Source organism: Flavobacterium bomense (genome assembly GCF_003970355.1).
Genome location: NZ_RYDJ01000006.1, coordinates 114,843 through 131,754, shown reverse-complemented (window position 1 = coordinate 131,754; position 16,912 = coordinate 114,843). Strand labels below are relative to the sequence as shown.

The following is a 16,912-nucleotide window of genomic DNA, read 5'->3' as shown; positions in this document are numbered from 1 at the left end:
GTTAACTAGTATCCAAAAATCTATAAAAAATATGTATTATACAACAATTATAGCATTTCTTTTTCTGAAAGTTGTTTCAAATACAAAGCAGCATAATACCCTTCTTGATTTATCAATTGATTATGAGAGCCTTGTTGGATAATTTGTCCTTTTTCGATAATGATAATTCGATCGGCATTTTTAGCTGATGATACGCGGTGACTCACTATAATAGTTGTTTTGTCCTTGCAGATTTCTTGCAAATTGTTTAATATCGCTTCTTCGGTCTCAGTATCCACTGCTGACAAGCAATCGTCCAAAAGTAAAATAGGGGGATTCTTAATAATTGCTCTGGCGATGGAAACTCTTTGTTTTTGACCTCCGGAAAGTGTAATTCCTCTTTCGCCCAGAACCGTTTCGTATTGTTTGTTGAAGCCCATAATGTTGTCATGTACCACAGCACTTTTGGCAGCAGATTTCACTTCCTCTTCTGAAGCATTTTCTTTCCCAAACATAATATTATTCTTGATACTGTCCGAAAACAAAAAGGCATCTTGTGGCACAATACCAATGCTGTTGCGTAAATCAAACAGATTAATGGTGCTTATTTCATTTCCGTCAATATTTATTTTCCCGGCTGTAACATCATACATTCTGGAAATCAACGATAAAATAGTCGATTTTCCGGAACCTGTTTTTCCTAAAATGGCTAAGGTTTCTCCTTTTTTTACTGTGAACGAAATATTTTGTAACGCTTTGATGTTAGTGTCCTCGTAGGTATAACTTACGTTTTCAAAAGAAATAGAACCTTCAATTATGGATTTGTTTTCGTTTTTGTTTTTTATCTCGGGTTCAATTTTCAAAAATTCATTTAACCTTTTTTGAGAGGCTTCGGCCTCCTGAACCATTGACGAAACCCAACCTAGTGAAGCCACGGGCCAGGTCAGCATGTTGACATATAGGATGAATTCAGCGATGGTTCCAATGCTTTTGATCGTTCCATCAATGTACATCAGACCACCAAAATAGATGACCACTAAGTTACTGATTCCTATAAGGGCAAGCATTAATGGTCCAAATAAAGATTGTACTTTGGCTAAATTCAAGCTTTTGCTTTTGCTCTCATGGGCTAAATTCACCATGTTTTTTTGGTGTTGATCTTCTAATGAATATGCTTTGATCACTCGGATTCCTGAAAATATCTCCTGTGAAAAACTAGAAACTTTAGATAAATATTGTTGAAAAATAGTGCTTCTTACGTTGATTTCGGAACTAAGTTTAAAAATGGCATAGGACAATAGCGGCAAAGGCAGCAAGGTATACAGAGTCAATCTTGGCGATACGTTATACATATACACAATTACAATAGCAAAACGAATTACGGTATTTATAGTATACATCACCGCAGGACCTACATACATTCTGACCTTGGATACATCTTCGCTGATTCGGTTCATCAAATCGCCGGTACGATTTTGTTTGTAAAAATTTTGAGATAAATTCTCATATTGCCGAAACACTTCGTTTTTTAGATCAAATTCGATGTGGCGCGACATCACGATTAGGGTTTGTCTCATCAAAAAAGTAAGAAAACCAGCAATGATTGTTGTGGCAATAATTAGTAAAATATTCGCAACTAATTCCTCGTGAATGACTGATTTGGCTACGGTTTTATCTTTGGCGAAAGCCTCAATTACCTTAAAAGACTTGCTGATCAGCTTGGGTGTAAAAAGCATAAAGATCTGTGCAATAATGGTAAAAACAATCCCCAGTAAAAAACTGTATTTGTATTTGACGAAATATTTATTTAAATAACGTAATTCTTTCATTTTTATGATATTCTATGTTGAAATAGTTTTATTGATGGTGTAAAATTTTTCTTTTAGTAATTTTAATAATAATTTTTCGATTGTGTAAATTGCTGAATAAACAATTTTTATATAAGATGTTACCGCATATTTATTTTTTGTGTAATTTTGGATCGTCTTTTTGACAAATTCATAATTTTATCATTATAAAAATTTCACACTATGAATGCAGCTTTCACTACTGTAAAGGAACTTCAAAAAATGGATCCCGTTTTTGGTCAATTATCATTTGATGATCATGAACAAATTGTATTTTGCAACGACAAAGATACAGGTTTAAAAGCAATTATTGGTATTCATAATTCGGTTATGGGTCCTGCTTTGGGTGGTACGCGGATGTATAATTACGCGAATGAATGGGAAGCCCTAAACGACGTACTGCGACTTTCACGCGGAATGACTTTTAAAGCAGCAATTACAGGATTGAATATTGGTGGCGGTAAAGCGGTGATTATTGGCGATGCCAAAACACAAAAAACCCCGGAGTTGATGCGTAAATTTGGTGAATTCGTACATTCTTTAAGCGGACGATATATTACTGCTGAAGATGTGGGAATGGAAACTAAAGATATGGATACCGTAAGAGATGTAACGCCGTATGTTACTGGAATTTCTGAATCAAGAGGTGGTTCCGGAAACCCATCACCTGTTACGGCTTACGGAGTATATTTAGGCATGAAAGCGGCTGCAAAACAACAATTTGGGTCGGATGTTTTGAGTGGTAAGAAAGTATTGGTACAAGGAATTGGTCACGTTGGCGAAACATTAGTTGATTACTTGACTAAAGAAGGAGCTATTGTCACCATTGCTGATATCAATGAAGAAAAACTGAATGAAGTAGGAGCGAAGTACCATGCAGCAATTTTCAGAGGAGACGATTTGTACAGTGCTGATGTTGATATTTACGCGCCTTGTGCCATGGGAGCAACTTTAAATGACAATACAGTTTATAAAATTAAAGCCAAAGTTATTGCTGGAGCTGCTAATAATCAATTAGCGGATGAGAATGTTCACGGAGCAATTCTGCAAGAAAGAGGCATTTTATACGCGCCTGATTTTTTGATTAATGCCGGAGGAATTATCAATGTGTATGCTGAATTAGCACATTATGACAAAGCGGAGATCATGCGTAAAACAGAAAATATTTACAACACAACCTTAGAAATATTTGATTTTGCCCTTGCAAACAACATGACAACGCATCATGCGGCTTTGACGATTGCTCAAAATCGCATCTATCAAAGAAAAATAGAAAACAATAAAAAGTAGTTTTCAAGGCTCAGTTTTCAGTATTCAGCGAACATTTTTGTACCATTCACTGAATACTGTTGATTGAATGCAATAAAATAACCGATTATATATTTTATTTTAAAAAATGAAATACTTATTTTTGCACCCTAATTAATAAAAGTTCTTACAAGGTGGTAAATAGAAGACACATTCGCGTCAAGGTTATGCAATCCATTTATGCGATGCATCAAAGCGGTTCAGATAATCTGGAAAAAGAAGAAAAATTCCTTTTTTACAGTATCGACAATATTCAAGATTTATATCTTATAATGCTTTCTTCGCTGATTGAAATTTGCAAAACAGAAACTATCTTTTTGCATAAATCCAGTTTGAAACATCTTGCAACTCCTGAGGAACGTAAACCAAACGAAAAATTCATCAAAAATAGAATTTTTCAAATTCTTTCCGAAAATAATTCATTAAGTATCGCGCTGGAAAACCGTAAAATCAATAATTGGACGTTAAACGACGATTATATTTTATTGCTTTTGAATGATATTAAAGCCAGCACATTGTATGCGCAATACATGAGTAATGCGGTGAACACTTTTGAGGAAGACCGACAGTTTATTGTTGATTTATTCATGGATGTAATTGTTCCTAACGAGAAATTGTATGAGTATCTGGAAGATGATAAATTGACTTGGGTGGATGATATTCCGTTAGTAAACACACATATTATCAAGCAATTGAAGGTAATCAAATCTGGTGAAGATGATAATTTCAGAGTGCCAAAGTTATATAAAGACAATGAAGATAAGGATTTCGTGAAAGACTTGTTCCGAAAAACAGTCTTGAATGAAACGGAATTAGCTAAGGAGTACGTGGATAAAACGCCCAATTGGGACAGTGATAGGATTGCCGAAATAGATACTATCATTCTAAAAATGGCAATTTGTGAGTTCTTGAAATTCCCGTCTATTCCCGTAAAAGTAACTCTTAACGAATATTTAGAGGTTGCCAAAGAATATTCTACACCAAAAAGTAGTATTTTTATCAACGGAATATTAGATAGTCTCGTAAAAGAGCTTCAAGCCAGCAAAAGAATTATAAAAGCCGGTCGTGGCTTAATGTAATAATTAACAAATAAAAATAAAATTATGGAACAATTAACTCAATTTGCACCGTTTATATTAATGTTTGTGGTGATCTATTTCTTCATGATCAGACCGCAACAAAAAAGAGCAAAAAACGAAAAAGAATTTGAAAGCACACTGAAAGTAGGGGATAAAATTATCACCAAAAGTGGTCTTCACGGAAAAGTTTCTGAACTAGCGGATACAACGGTTGTTGTAGAGACGATGTCAGGAAAATTAAAAATGGAGCGTTCTGCTATTTCTATGGAAATGAGTGCAGTATTGAACAAAAAATAATTTTTGGTTTAAGAAATTAAAAAAGTCCCATCCGGTTTCGGATTGGGACTTTTTTTGGATAAAAAATAATCGAATTATTTTTTGTTTTTCTTTGCTTTCTTTGCTTTTTTAGATTTTGCTTTGGCTTTCTTGGCTTTTATCTTGGCTTTTACTTTTGCTTTTTTTGCTTTATCCTTTTTTGCTTTTTTTGCCTTTTTTGCTTTCGCTTTCGCTTTTTGCTTTGCTTTCTCTTTTGCGTCAGCTTTTTTAGCCTTTTTCTTGTCTTTGTCTTTCATGTCTTTGTCTTTTATTTTTAACTTCTTTTTAAGATCTTTTGTATCGTCCTTTTTATTTAGAACTTCCACAGTTGTATCGTCTTTGTCTTCTACTGAAATTTCTATGGTTTCTTCTATTGTTTCAGTTATTACTACTTCATTAAGTGGTACTATAGTTTCTTCAGAAGGTTGGATAACTTTGTTTTTGGGTGCCCTTACGGGTTTATCAATTTCAGGTTTTACGGAAGTAGGTACTGTAGGATTTTCTTTTTTTTGTATCATAGTGTGTATTATTAGTGTCGTTTTTGATTTTATTAAAAACTTAAAAAAAACGGCTCAATGTTAATAAATGGTTAAGTAATTGTTAGCAAATATAGTGATTTAATTTATTTTCGAATGTTAAGCTTTTCAATATTCTAAATTGGAAGTTTCAAGTATACCAGAAATAGAGGTAGGAGACAATTGTTGATGAAATACAAAGAATAAGATTTTAAAAGTAGTTATTCTGAATGATTTGTAGTGAATGTTCTTTTCTTAGTGTTTTTTAAATTAAAAAGTCCCACTCTGAGTTCTTAGAAATGGGACTTAATGTCATCCATATTTGTCATTAAGACTAATATTTTCTGATAGTATTCGTATTCTTTTTTCAATACTGGAACGTTTAATTTCGTCTCGTTTTGCTGTTTCAAGATATGCTAAGAATTCGTATTGTTTGCAAGGATAGAATTTCTGAAATACTGCTGCTAATTCTGTTGTGGCAATAATTAATTTGAGAAATTATAATTAGGCATACCAATTATTATTTTTATCCCAAGATAGGTATTGATTTTTGAATATTCTAAATTAGGCTTATTTTATAATTGAATCTCCTAATGCTGTTAGCTCAGCAATTTTCACGATTACTTCAACTGCTTTTTGCATGCTTTCAGCAGGAACGTATTCGTATTTTCCGTGAAAGTTGTGTCCTCCTGCAAATATATTAGGACATGGCAATCCTTTATAGGACAATTGTGAACCGTCTGTTCCACCACGAATAGGCTTAATAAGCGGTTTGATTCCTATTTCTTTCATTGCTTTTTCAGCAATATCTACAATGTGTTTTACAGGCAGAACCTTTTCTTTCATATTGTAATATTGATCTTTAATCTCAGTGATAACTATGTCTTCACCAAATTGTTTTGCAAATTTCTTATTGATTTTTCGAACAATTTTCTCGATTAATTCTTTACGCCTTTCGAACTTTTTCTTGTTATGATCCCGAATAATAAGTTCTAAAACGGTTTCTTCGATGCTTCCTGTTATGTGATGTACGTGAAAGAAACCTTCGTATCCTTTAGTTTCTTCAGGTGTTTCTCCGGAGGGGAGTTCATTGATAAAATCATTGGCAATCAGCATAGAGTTGATCATTTTCCCTTTGGCATAACCAGGATGTACGCTTTTGCCTTTGAAAGTGATTTTGGCACCAGCTGCATTAAAATTTTCATACTCTAATTCGCCTACCTGGCTACCATCCATAGTATACGCCCATTCAGCTCCAAATTTATCTACATCAAAATGGTGGGCACCACGACCAATTTCTTCGTCTGGTGTGAAGCCAATTCGTATTTTTCCGTGTTTGATTTCCGGGTTATTGATCAGAAACTCCATTGCGGTAACAATCTCTGTAATTCCGGCTTTGTCATCAGCTCCTAGTAATGTTGTGCCATCTGTAGTGATTAGTGTTTGTCCTTTATACTGCAGTAAATCTTTGAAATAACTCGGGGATAATACAATGTTTTTATCTGCATTTAATACAATATCTTTTCCATCATAATTGCGCACAATTTGAGGTTTTACATTGGCTCCACAAAAATCCGGAGAAGTGTCAAAATGAGAAATAAATCCTATGATTGGCACTTCATGAGCCACATTACTGGGCAAAGTAGCCATAATATATGATTTGTCATCTATTGTTACGTCTTGCATTCCTATAGCTTTTAATTCGTCAACCAGTTTATGGGCTAAAGTCCATTGTTTTGTGGTACTTGGAGTAGTTTCTGAGTTTGAATCAGATTCGGTATCAATAATTACATAACTGATAAAACGGTCTATGATATGTTGCATTTTTCTTTGTTTTATGCAAATATAATCATTTTTTAAGGAGCATTTTTAAGTAAATGTTGGTGTGAATTTTGTTTATTTTAATCTTTTGAAATAACAATGCCTGCACTATTATTTTTGTGTCGGTATAGGCAAATAATTAACGATTACATTTTTGCCATTGGTATATCAGCGTTAAAACAATCGCGGAAAAGTTTCCATTTTCCATTTTTTTTGTCCAAAGTCCCAGTGATTTTCCTCTATCAATATAGGTACTATTTTTATATAAAAGTTGGTGATTCCGTCTTTTATTAAACCACTAAAAATAGGAATTAGATTTTTTCGGACTACTATTGCTTTACTGTTGGGCATCATGAATTAAAAGCATTACAATTTGTAATTCCTGCCGAGTCACCATTTTTACGGATCAGTACCTCTAATACGCGTTGTACTCCCGGATATTTTTAGTAATCAAAATGATTTATATAAATTATTTTCTAAATATTTATTTATCGGTTAGATAATTCTATTTTTGTACTCCATAACAACGCACCCATGTACAAATTACTTTTACGTCCCATACTTTTTTGGTTTGATCCTGAAAAAGTGCACTATTTTACTTTTTCATTAATTCACTTTTTGTCTAAAATCCCAGGGTTTTCTTCTCTTTTTAAATTGCTTTATGAAGTCAAGGATCCCCGATTAGAAACAGAAGTTTTTGGACTAAAATTTAAAAATCCCGTAGGACTTGCGGCTGGGTTTGATAAAGACGCCAAGTTGTATAAAGAATTGTCCAGCTTTGGTTTTGGTTTTATCGAAATAGGAACACTTACCCCAAAAGGGCAGGAAGGAAACCCTAAAGAACGCTTGTTTCGTTTGAAAGAAGACAGCGCCATTATTAACCGAATGGGTTTCAACAACAGTGGAGTTCAAGAAGCGGTGGAACGATTAAAAAAAAATAAAGGTATTTTGATAGGTGGAAACATTGGAAAAAATAAGTTGACACCAAACGAAGAAGCGACTTCAGATTATGAAATATGTTTTGACGCTTTGTACGATTATGTGGACTATTTTGTAGTGAATGTGAGTTCGCCAAACACGCCAAATCTCCGTGCTTTGCAAGACAAAGAGCCATTGACGCAACTGTTGCAAACGTTGCAGAATAAGAATTTGGCAAAGCCAAAGCAAAAGCCAATTCTGCTGAAAATTGCTCCTGATTTGACAGATGAGCAGTTACTTGACATTATTGCTATTATAAAGGAAACTAAAATCGCGGGCGTTATTGCTACTAATACTACAATTTTCCGTGAAGGATTGCAATCCGAAAATAAAGCTGAATTAGGGGGTTTGTCAGGAAAACCATTATCAAAACGGTCTACTGAAGTAATCCGTTTTTTAGCTGAGAAAAGCAATAAAGCCTTCCCGATTATTGGAGTAGGTGGAATTCATTCAGCCGAAGATGCAATAGAAAAATTAGACGCCGGTGCAAGTTTAATTCAGTTGTATACCGGTTTTATTTATGAAGGACCAGCTTTAGTGAAAGCCATAAATATGAAAATTTTAGAAAAATTCTAATATCCCATATTGTACTAAAAGCCCTGTCAATAAAGCAATTCCAAAACTTAATAAGGTTCCGATAAGAACATATTCAGTAAGTTTTCGGTCCTTGGCTTCTTTTAAATCTCCAAAACGAAAGATAGATTTTGCAGCCAATAGAAAACCGATGGCTTCAAAATGGGCACTAATTACAAAGTAAAAGACAAATAAGCGTTCTAATATTCCAATATAATTTCCAGCATTGGATAGAGAATCATCGTTTTTTTTGTTTTCTGGAGTCCAAATCGAAATGATATTTTTTATCAGTATCGATGTAGGTTGTGTCAGTAAAAGTATTCCGGTTGCAAAGATCCAAAATTGATTGTCAAATGATGCAAAATCGATACGGTCGTTATTGTAAAATAGTGTAATTGCTATGAGCACGATAAGATGTAAAAGTTGGTCAATTAGGAACCAATTGCGTTTTGTTTTGTCTTTTTGAACGTGTAATTTCATAAAATCAATTCCTCCATGTGTTACCGCTAGTACAGTCGCAAACCAAACAAAATTAGCCTTACCAATTAAAATCCAAGCCAGAAAAAAGTGAATAAACGTGTGGATATAAAGATAAATACTTTTATGTTTCCTGTTTTCTTTATCTAAAACCCAAGATGTGGGTTGCAACAAAAAATCACCAAGTAAATGGGCCAATAGTAGTTTTACAAAAATAATCATACACGGAGGTTTTTAATTTTTTTCCGAAAATGATTGTCTAATTCTAATACCAAATCAAATTGTGCTCGTTTTCGTCTCCGACTTACAGCGGCTTGATTGATACCTAATTTTGTGCCTATTTCTTCTTGAGAAAGCATTTTGTTTGCCATAGAAACCACAATAAATTCAGCCGATTGCGCCAGCCAATTATCCATAAAGGTCAATCCTAAACGCAGCATTAAATTTATTTCAGTATCTAAATCGGTAGTGCCGGAATTAATGGCTAAGGTCGTTTTTAGTTTTTTTAAAGTTTCAAAAAGTTCCCCGGATCGAACGAATGCAGTTCCGTTACTTTCGGAAATTGTTGCTCCAGAATAGGTTTTATCACCAAAACCAATACTCATTCTCGCATCGAGTTTCAGCGTTTTTAGATACGCTTTAATTTGCAAAGCTGTGAGTAGTGCTTCTTCAGGATTTGTAATTTCTATTTGAAATTCGTCACCCCGATAAATTTCCCATTCACTCGGATTTTTACCTTTGGTATTCAATAGCTCTTTCAAGCCGTCAATCCATATTGCAGAAGGTAGTTGTCTCGAATTAATAATGTCTCCTGTGATTATACTTATCATATTTCAACTGTAATTAAAAAATCAAATTCAATTTCAAAAGATTAGAATCAAATTATTACCAAATTACGTAATAATATTTGTTATTACCAAATTACGTAATATTTTAATTTATTACCAAAATAGGTAATAATGTCAATTTTAGAAATTTTAAAAATCATAATTTAATAATCTTAATTGTTTTTCTATCTTTGGCTTTCTATGGAACCAATAAAAATTATAGAATGTCCACGGGATGCCATGCAAGGCATCAAGCCCTTTATTCCTACGTCAAGAAAAGTGACTTATATTCAGTCTTTGTTGCGTGTGGGTTTTGATACTATAGATTTTGGAAGCTTTGTTTCACCAAAAGCAATTCCGCAAATGCAGGATACAGCAGAAGTTCTGGCACAACTTGATTTATCTCAAACCAAAAGCAAATTATTGGCTATTATTGCCAATACACAAGGAGCAACTCTTGCGGCTGTTCATCCTGAAATACGCTATTTGGGCTTCCCATTTTCGATTTCTGAGAATTTCCAAATGCGGAATACCCACAAAACCATAGCTGAATCGTTAATTACCTTACAAGAAATTCTTGAAATTGCAGCTAAAAGCAACAAAGAAGTCGTGGCGTATTTATCAATGGGTTTTGGAAATCCTTATGGTGATCCATGGAACGTTGAAATTGTTGGCGAATGGACTCAAAAATTGGCCAGTATGGGAGTCAAAATCCTGTCGCTTTCGGACACAGTAGGAAGTTCTGCCCCTGATGTAATCTCGTATTTGTTTTCAAATTTAATTCCACAATATCCAGAAATAGAATTTGGTGCACACCTCCATACCACACCTGATAAATGGTTTGAGAAAATTGATGCCGCTTATAAAGCAGGATGCCGTCGTTTTGATGGTGCCATTCAGGGTTTTGGTGGTTGTCCGATGGCTACTGATGATCTGACTGGGAACATGCCCACGGAGAAATTATTATCATATTTTACTGCCCAAAAAGAATATACGAATATGAGTCCAATGAGTTTTGAAAGCACTTATAATGAGGCTTCTAAGTTGTTTGGAGAGTTTCACTAGAAATAAAAGAAAGGAAACCGTGTGGAACTCTTTTATTTTGGCAATAATAAGTTTATCATTGATGCGTTAAGTATACGAATCAAATTTTTTCTTTAACGTATCATACCATGAGACTACTGGCTTTCAATAGAGTTATAGGAATACTAATATTGTTGTTGTTCTCTTTTTCATGCGCGAGTGATTTAGATTATGATCAGGTGAACACTTTAAAGTTAGAGCCTGTTTTTGTATCTAATTTAGCATATTTTGATATTCCGGCAAAAGATTTTGTCACCAATGGAGTAGAGCAAATCGTGATCTTTGATGCACCCGTATTGGATGTGTTTAATGATGATTTTTTTAGACAGCGATTAAAAAAAGTGGAACTTTCATTTGAAATGGAAAACACCATTAGTAGAGCATATTCAGTGGATCTAGTGTTTTTGGACAAAAATTACCAACGCCTTCACGCTATAAATTTTACTGTTCCGGCTTATACCGGTTCGGAAAACAAAATGACTAAGACAGAAACTTTTGAAAATGCCCAGCTTGATTTATTAAAAAGAACTACCAGAATTGCTTTTACACTGACAATGTCGCCTGGTGCACTATTGAACGAGGATAGTGCTGGGAGTTTGAAACTGCGTTCAGGTGCAACCGCTTATTTAGTGTTGGAATGAGAAAAGTAATCTTAATTTTTATTTTATTTCTAGTTGTAGATTGCTTTTCGCAAAACAAACAAATTTTATATAATTTCACTTCAGTTCCTCAGTCTTTGATGACTAATCCGGGAGCAGATTTCAAATATAATTGGTATTTTGGAGTTCCTTTATTGTCTGGAATTTCTGCAAATGTAGGCTCAAGCGGATTTTCGGCGTATGATTTATTTGCGGATAACGGAGTCGATTTTAATGTAAAATTACGCAATGCAGTATTCTCATCTTCTAGAAAAGACAGAGTAGCGATCAATGAACAAATAGAAATTTTTAACGGAGGTTTTAAAATCAAAGGAGAACAAAATGATTCTTATATTTCGTTTGGGATGTATCAGGAATTTGATATGTTGAGTTATGTTCCTAAAGACATTGCCATTTTAGCTTTAGACGGAAATAGTGCTTATCTGGGAAAAGTTTTTAATTTAGGTGATTTGAGTGTCAAAGCAGAATTGCTAACGGTATTTCATGTTGGATTTCATAAAAACATCAATGAAAAGTTTATTTTAGGAGTACGAGGGAAAATTTATTCGAGTATTTACAATGCTAATTCTACCAATAACTCAGGCTACATTTACACTATTCCTTCCACTACAGGAGTCTATGAACAGATAATTTATTCACAATTACAACTCAATACGTCTGGAATTGCTCAATATGATGATGAGAATTACGAGCCTAATGTGGCGAAAGACATTACTAAAAGAGCTTTTTTAGGAGGTAATTTAGGTTTGGGATTTGATGCTGGTTTTACCTATTATCCAAAGAAAAACATACAGCTTACGGCCAGTGTTATTGATGTGGGTTTTATTAAACACAGCAAAGAAGTAGAGAGTTTAACATACAAAGGAACCTATAAGTATGAAGGTGTGATTCCAAATTTCAGTTCCGGTAATTCAGCAGGAAACGGATACAAGGAATTCAATGATGCCATTCCTTTGGACACCTTATATGCGGATTATACAACTTGGCGACCAGCAAAATTTAATACTTCGGTTCAGTATTCGTTTGACGAAGAAAGACCAGAAGATTGCAATTGTCTTAATTATGATCCGGAAACTATTTATAAAAGTGCAGTTGGCGCCCAATTATTTGTTATGTCTACACCACGAACTCCACTAGTCGCTTTTACCACCTATTACAGGCGAAAACTCTTCAAGGCATTGCAAATGAAAGCCACGTACACCATAGATTCGTATTCGTACAAGAATATAGGATTGGGATTGTCCAGTCATTTTGGACCAGTAAATTTCTATATTCTTGCTGATAATCTTTTGGAATACCGCGATGTTACCAAGGCAAATAGTCTTTCTTTTCAACTGGGGTTAAATGTTATTTTCAAAAACAGTAAAAGATAAAGTACTATCTAACAATACTTCGTTAGTTTTTAAGCTGCTATTTTTCCATGATTCAAGAGTTCCCGAATGATTGCCCTATTTTTATGCCTAGTTGAGTTTTGTTGCCAACAACTATTTCCTCGCTTGAAATTTCAATGATTTAGCCGTTGCAGATGACTTTGCTTTTGGATCGGGATAATTTTTTAAGGCTTCAATTACTGTTCTGCTTTTGGATTCCGGATACAGTGAAATAGCGGAAACCAATACAATTGCTACACTCATCAAAATTCAGTTTCCATAATCACTAATAATGAAATAAGCACTAGTTGCGGAGAGTAATAGTAAGAACATTAGTTCCTTTACCATTTCGAATAGGGATTTCAAGAACTGATTTTTATCCTGATTGACTATTGCATTCGAGCCAAATTTTGTTCTCGAAAGAAAAACGGCTTCATTAGAAAGTCCTTTTAATTGGTGTGGGTTTCTGTCATAGCAAAATAAATTAAACCGATTTTCTGGATTGGAAACCAAGGTGTATTTTAGAACCAAAGAATTGACTTTGAACGGCAATTTAATTATTTATTGGAAAATGATAGCGATTTTTTGCTTAAAATTATCTATATTTGCACGCAATTAAACTCCAACTACAATTGCAATGATCGCACACAACTCTAAGATTATCGGTGAAGGATTAACTTACGATGATGTTCTATTAGTTCCCAACTACTCAAATGTGCTTCCTCGCGAAGTGAGTATTCAATCCAAATTTTCAAGAAATATAACGTTAAATGTTCCTATTGTATCCGCTGCTATGGATACCGTAACCGAAAGCGCGATGGCAATTGCGATGGCTCAAGAAGGCGGAATAGGCGTTTTGCATAAAAATATGACCATCGAACAGCAAGCTGCGAAAGTTAGAAAAGTAAAACGAGCCGAATCCGGTATGATTATCGATCCCGTTACTTTGCCATTAACTTCAACAGTAGCAGATGCCAAAAATGCCATGAAAGAATTTGGTATTGGAGGTATTCCAATTGTAGATGAAAATCAAATATTAAAAGGAATCGTTACCAATAGAGATTTACGTTTTGAAAAAAATAGTTCAAGACCTATTGTTGAGGTTATGACCAGTGAAAACTTAGTAACTGTTGCCGAAGGTACCTCTCTGGAACAAGCAGAAGTAGTTTTGCAAGGTCATAAAATTGAAAAACTTCCAGTAGTAAATGCTGATTATAAATTAGTGGGCCTGATTACCTTTAGAGACATCACTAAATTGACTCAAAAACCAAATGCAAACAAAGACAAATACGGACGTTTACGTGTAGCTGCAGCGTTAGGTGTAACTGCCGATGCTGTTGAAAGGGCTACTGCTTTGGTTAATGCCGGAGTAGATGCAGTTATTATCGATACTGCTCATGGACATACGAAAGGAGTTGTCGATGTACTAAAATTAGTTAAAGCGAAATTCCCTAACTTAGACGTTATTGTTGGTAATATTGCCACTGCTGAAGCAGCCAAATATCTAGTTGAGAATGGTGCAGATGGAGTAAAAGTAGGGATTGGTCCAGGGTCTATTTGTACGACTCGTATTGTAGCAGGCGTTGGTTTTCCTCAGTTTTCAGCTGTTCTTGAAGTAGCTGCGGCGATCAAAGGTTCTGGAGTTCCAGTTATTGCTGATGGTGGAATTCGTTACACTGGAGATATTCCAAAAGCTATTGCTGCAGGAGCTGATTGTGTAATGTTAGGATCATTATTAGCAGGTACCATGGAATCTCCAGGAGAAACTATTATTTTCGAAGGCAGAAAATTTAAGTCGTACCGTGGAATGGGTTCTGTTGAAGCAATGCAAGAAGGTTCTAAAGACCGTTATTTTCAAGATGTAGAAGATGATGTAAAAAAGCTGGTTCCGGAAGGAATTGTAGGAAGGGTTCCCTACAAAGGGGAATTGAACGAAAGCATGCAACAATTTATTGGTGGTCTTCGTGCCGGAATGGGGTATTGTGGCTCTAAAGACATTCCAACTTTACAGGAAACCGGTCGTTTTGTTCGCATAACAGCTAGCGGAATCAATGAAAGTCACCCTCATAATGTAACCATTACAAAAGAAGCTCCTAATTATTCAAGATAATTTTTAGTTTTTTTAAACAATAAAAAAAGGCATAATTAATTCCGCTTAAGGTTTTAATTATGTCTTTTTTCAGTTTTCGGAAAATCGTTATTCTGTAGTATCTGCTAAGTTGTTTTTCAAATGCTCGCTGTCCCAACTGTGATTGGTGGCTGCAACTTGGGAATAAATATCACTTTTCAACAATTGTTCCTGTAATTCAATTTCTTCTTTTACGGTGATCAGATAGGCCATTTTATCATGACGTTTTTCCGCTAATTTTCGGGTGGTAATTTCATCATATTTTATAAATTGTTGCCCTTGTCTGGTAGCGGTATATTTTCTGTGACCTAATTCTACTAAGGCATCTACCCCCATATTGACCGCACTGTATAACGTTTCCCGATAAATGTGTTCTACTTTATGGTCAATTAATTCATAGGCATCAATTCGGTTTCGGGCACGAGTTAAGATCTTTAAATTTGGGAAGTGTTTTTTTAAGGTTTCAATTACTTGCAAATTTACCGTAGGATTATCAATGGCAGCAATAAAAAGTTTGGCAGTATCACAACCTGCAGCTTTCAATAATTCTAAACGAGTGGCATCTCCATAATATACTTTGAATCCCATTTTTCGTAATACATCTATTCGATCAGAATCATAATCTAGGATCGTTGATTTTACGTTATTGGCTCTTAATAGGCGTCCAACTGTACTCCCAAAATGACCAAAACCAGCTATGATTACAGGATTGTCTTCATCAATATAATCACTGTCTTTTTTTGTTTCCTTTTCTTGAAATTTTGAATTAGGATAAATTAAGCGTTCATTTATTAACAGCAAAAAAGGTGTTGCTATCATACTCATAGCAATAACAGCCATGATTTGATTGGCCAAAATGTTAGGAATGATGTTCAGCTGCATAGAGAAGCTCATGATTACAAAACCAAATTCTCCTGCCTGACTTAACCCAAAAGCAAATAATAGGTTTTGGTCTATTTTCTTTTTATGAAAGCGGCTGATTATAAATAAAACGAAAAACTTGACCAAAGTAAGAATAGCTCCAAAAACAAATATGAAAAGGGGATTGTCAAGAATCAGTTTAAAGTTTATCGATGCGCCTACTCCAAGAAAAAAAAGACCAAGCAGTAATCCTTTAAACGGAGCAATATCCCCTTCCAGCTCATGACGAAATTCAGAGTTGGCCAGTACGACTCCAGCCATAAATGCTCCTAGAGCGGGACTTAACCCAACCAGCTGCATCAAATAAGAAACGCCTACAACTAATAACAATGCCGATGCGGTGAACAATTCCTGCAACCGAGTTTTGGCGATAATATGCAATAGCGGAACAAATAAAAAGCGGCCTGCAAAATATATTGTTGATATACATCCGATGACTATTAAAGTTTGCAACCAGCTGGAGAAACCTGTAATTAGGGATTGTTGAATTTCATTTGTAGTTTCTAGATTTACGGTAGATAAAAGCGGCAAAAATGCTAAAATCGGAATTACGGCGATGTCCTGAAAAAGAAGAACAGCAAATGACGAACGTCCCACGGAAGTATTAGATAATCCTTTTTCTTTTAAAGTTTGCAATACAATGGCCGTAGAGGATAATGCGAGCGCTAAGGAAACGGCCAGTGTGGTTTCCCATTTCCAATCCATAAAATAAAGACATCCAAAAAATAAAAGAAGCGTTGTTCCAACTAATTGTGCGGAACCCATTCCAATAATAAATTTCCTCATTTTCCAAAACTTACTGGGTTCCAGTTCTAAACCAATTAAAAACAACATCATCACAACGCCAAATTCAGCAAAATGCATAATATCCTGGCCTTCCTGACCAATAAACCCCATTACATAAGGGCCTATTATTATGCCGGCAAATAAATAGCCTAAAGTAGAACTTAATCCTAATTTTTTAGCAATAGGAACACAAATAACGGCAGCTGATAAATAAATAATAGCCTGAAGTAAAAAATTGGTATCCAT

17 protein-coding genes are annotated in these 16,912 nt (G+C 34.7%); 8 read left to right on the top strand and 9 right to left on the bottom strand.

What is annotated here, in order from left to right; translation table 11 throughout:
* Positions 1-47: 47 nt before the first annotated feature.
* On the bottom strand, positions 48-1,808 hold the full coding sequence (locus tag EKL98_RS07555) for an ABC transporter ATP-binding protein (RefSeq protein ID WP_126561946.1): 1,761 nt from the start codon (positions 1,806-1,808) through the stop codon (positions 48-50).
* A gap of 201 nt (positions 1,809-2,009) precedes the next feature.
* On the opposite strand from EKL98_RS07555, the gene EKL98_RS07550 reads away from it, so the two are divergent.
* The 3 genes from EKL98_RS07550 to yajC all read left to right on the top strand — a co-directional run bounded on the left by EKL98_RS07550 (position 2,010) and on the right by yajC (position 4,510).
* Positions 2,010-3,116: a Glu/Leu/Phe/Val family dehydrogenase gene (locus tag EKL98_RS07550; RefSeq protein WP_126460240.1), complete on the top strand. Its 1,107-nt coding sequence runs from the start codon at positions 2,010-2,012 to the stop codon at positions 3,114-3,116.
* A 185-nt stretch (positions 3,117-3,301) separates the two neighbouring features.
* Positions 3,302-4,213 (top strand): transcription antitermination factor NusB, encoded by a 912-nt coding sequence (nusB, locus tag EKL98_RS07545; protein ID WP_126460862.1) that lies wholly within the window; start codon positions 3,302-3,304, stop codon positions 4,211-4,213.
* 24 nt (positions 4,214-4,237) lie between these two features.
* Complete coding sequence (yajC, locus tag EKL98_RS07540; protein ID WP_126454584.1) at positions 4,238-4,510, top strand: preprotein translocase subunit YajC; 273 nt, start codon at positions 4,238-4,240, stop codon at positions 4,508-4,510.
* Positions 4,511-4,584: 74 nt separating this feature from the next.
* On the opposite strand, the gene EKL98_RS17840 is transcribed toward yajC, so the two are convergent.
* The 3 genes from EKL98_RS17840 to pepT form a co-directional block, all read right to left on the bottom strand.
* Positions 4,585-5,046, bottom strand: coding sequence for a hypothetical protein (locus tag EKL98_RS17840; protein ID WP_199740684.1), 462 nt, complete (start codon positions 5,044-5,046; stop codon positions 4,585-4,587).
* Between the two features lie 309 nt (positions 5,047-5,355).
* The gene (locus EKL98_RS07530; protein WP_233589388.1) at positions 5,356-5,526 is read right to left on the bottom strand and encodes a YdeI/OmpD-associated family protein; all 171 of its coding nucleotides are present in this window, start codon (positions 5,524-5,526) and stop codon (positions 5,356-5,358) included.
* An 87-nt stretch (positions 5,527-5,613) separates the two neighbouring features.
* Positions 5,614-6,867: a peptidase T gene (pepT, locus tag EKL98_RS07525; protein ID WP_126460243.1), complete on the bottom strand. Its 1,254-nt coding sequence runs from the start codon at positions 6,865-6,867 to the stop codon at positions 5,614-5,616.
* Positions 6,868-7,398: 531 nt separating this feature from the next.
* On the opposite strand from pepT, the gene EKL98_RS07520 reads away from it, so the two are divergent.
* The gene (locus tag EKL98_RS07520) at positions 7,399-8,418 is read left to right on the top strand and encodes a quinone-dependent dihydroorotate dehydrogenase (RefSeq protein ID WP_126561945.1); all 1,020 of its coding nucleotides are present in this window, start codon (positions 7,399-7,401) and stop codon (positions 8,416-8,418) included.
* Here the strand turns inward: EKL98_RS07520 and EKL98_RS07515 are convergent.
* Positions 8,404-9,114: a DUF3307 domain-containing protein gene (locus EKL98_RS07515; protein WP_126561944.1), complete on the bottom strand. Its 711-nt coding sequence runs from the start codon at positions 9,112-9,114 to the stop codon at positions 8,404-8,406. The two genes, EKL98_RS07520 and EKL98_RS07515, sit on opposite strands and share 15 nt — an antisense overlap.
* Entirely contained in the window at positions 9,111-9,722 is a 612-nt protein-coding gene (locus EKL98_RS07510; protein WP_126561943.1) for a hypothetical protein, read from the bottom strand. The genes EKL98_RS07515 and EKL98_RS07510 overlap by 4 nt, the downstream gene beginning before the upstream one ends.
* A gap of 198 nt (positions 9,723-9,920) precedes the next feature.
* Here EKL98_RS07510 and EKL98_RS07505 point away from each other — a divergent pair, with 198 nt between their 5' ends.
* The 3 genes from EKL98_RS07505 to EKL98_RS07495 all read left to right on the top strand — a co-directional run bounded on the left by EKL98_RS07505 (position 9,921) and on the right by EKL98_RS07495 (position 12,834).
* Positions 9,921-10,784 (top strand): hydroxymethylglutaryl-CoA lyase, encoded by an 864-nt coding sequence (locus EKL98_RS07505; RefSeq protein WP_126561942.1) that lies wholly within the window; start codon positions 9,921-9,923, stop codon positions 10,782-10,784.
* A 107-nt stretch (positions 10,785-10,891) separates the two neighbouring features.
* Positions 10,892-11,443: a hypothetical protein gene (locus EKL98_RS07500; protein ID WP_126561941.1), complete on the top strand. Its 552-nt coding sequence runs from the start codon at positions 10,892-10,894 to the stop codon at positions 11,441-11,443.
* Positions 11,440-12,834 (top strand): DUF5723 family protein, encoded by a 1,395-nt coding sequence (locus EKL98_RS07495; protein WP_126561940.1) that lies wholly within the window; start codon positions 11,440-11,442, stop codon positions 12,832-12,834. Before EKL98_RS07500 ends, EKL98_RS07495 begins: the two co-directional genes overlap by 4 nt.
* A 111-nt stretch (positions 12,835-12,945) precedes the next feature.
* Here EKL98_RS07495 and EKL98_RS17585 read toward each other — a convergent pair whose 3' ends face one another.
* The gene (locus tag EKL98_RS17585) at positions 12,946-13,095 is read right to left on the bottom strand and encodes a hypothetical protein (protein ID WP_158614926.1); all 150 of its coding nucleotides are present in this window, start codon (positions 13,093-13,095) and stop codon (positions 12,946-12,948) included.
* Between the two features lie 6 nt (positions 13,096-13,101).
* Positions 13,102-13,383, bottom strand: coding sequence for a cation-transporting P-type ATPase (locus tag EKL98_RS07490; protein WP_158614925.1), 282 nt, complete (start codon positions 13,381-13,383; stop codon positions 13,102-13,104).
* Between the two features lie 85 nt (positions 13,384-13,468).
* On the opposite strand from EKL98_RS07490, the gene guaB reads away from it, so the two are divergent.
* Positions 13,469-14,941, top strand: coding sequence for an IMP dehydrogenase (gene guaB, locus EKL98_RS07485; RefSeq protein ID WP_126454571.1), 1,473 nt, complete (start codon positions 13,469-13,471; stop codon positions 14,939-14,941).
* An 87-nt stretch (positions 14,942-15,028) separates the two neighbouring features.
* Here guaB and EKL98_RS07480 read toward each other — a convergent pair whose 3' ends face one another.
* The gene (locus tag EKL98_RS07480) at positions 15,029-16,912 is read right to left on the bottom strand and encodes a monovalent cation:proton antiporter-2 (CPA2) family protein (protein ID WP_126561939.1); all 1,884 of its coding nucleotides are present in this window, start codon (positions 16,910-16,912) and stop codon (positions 15,029-15,031) included.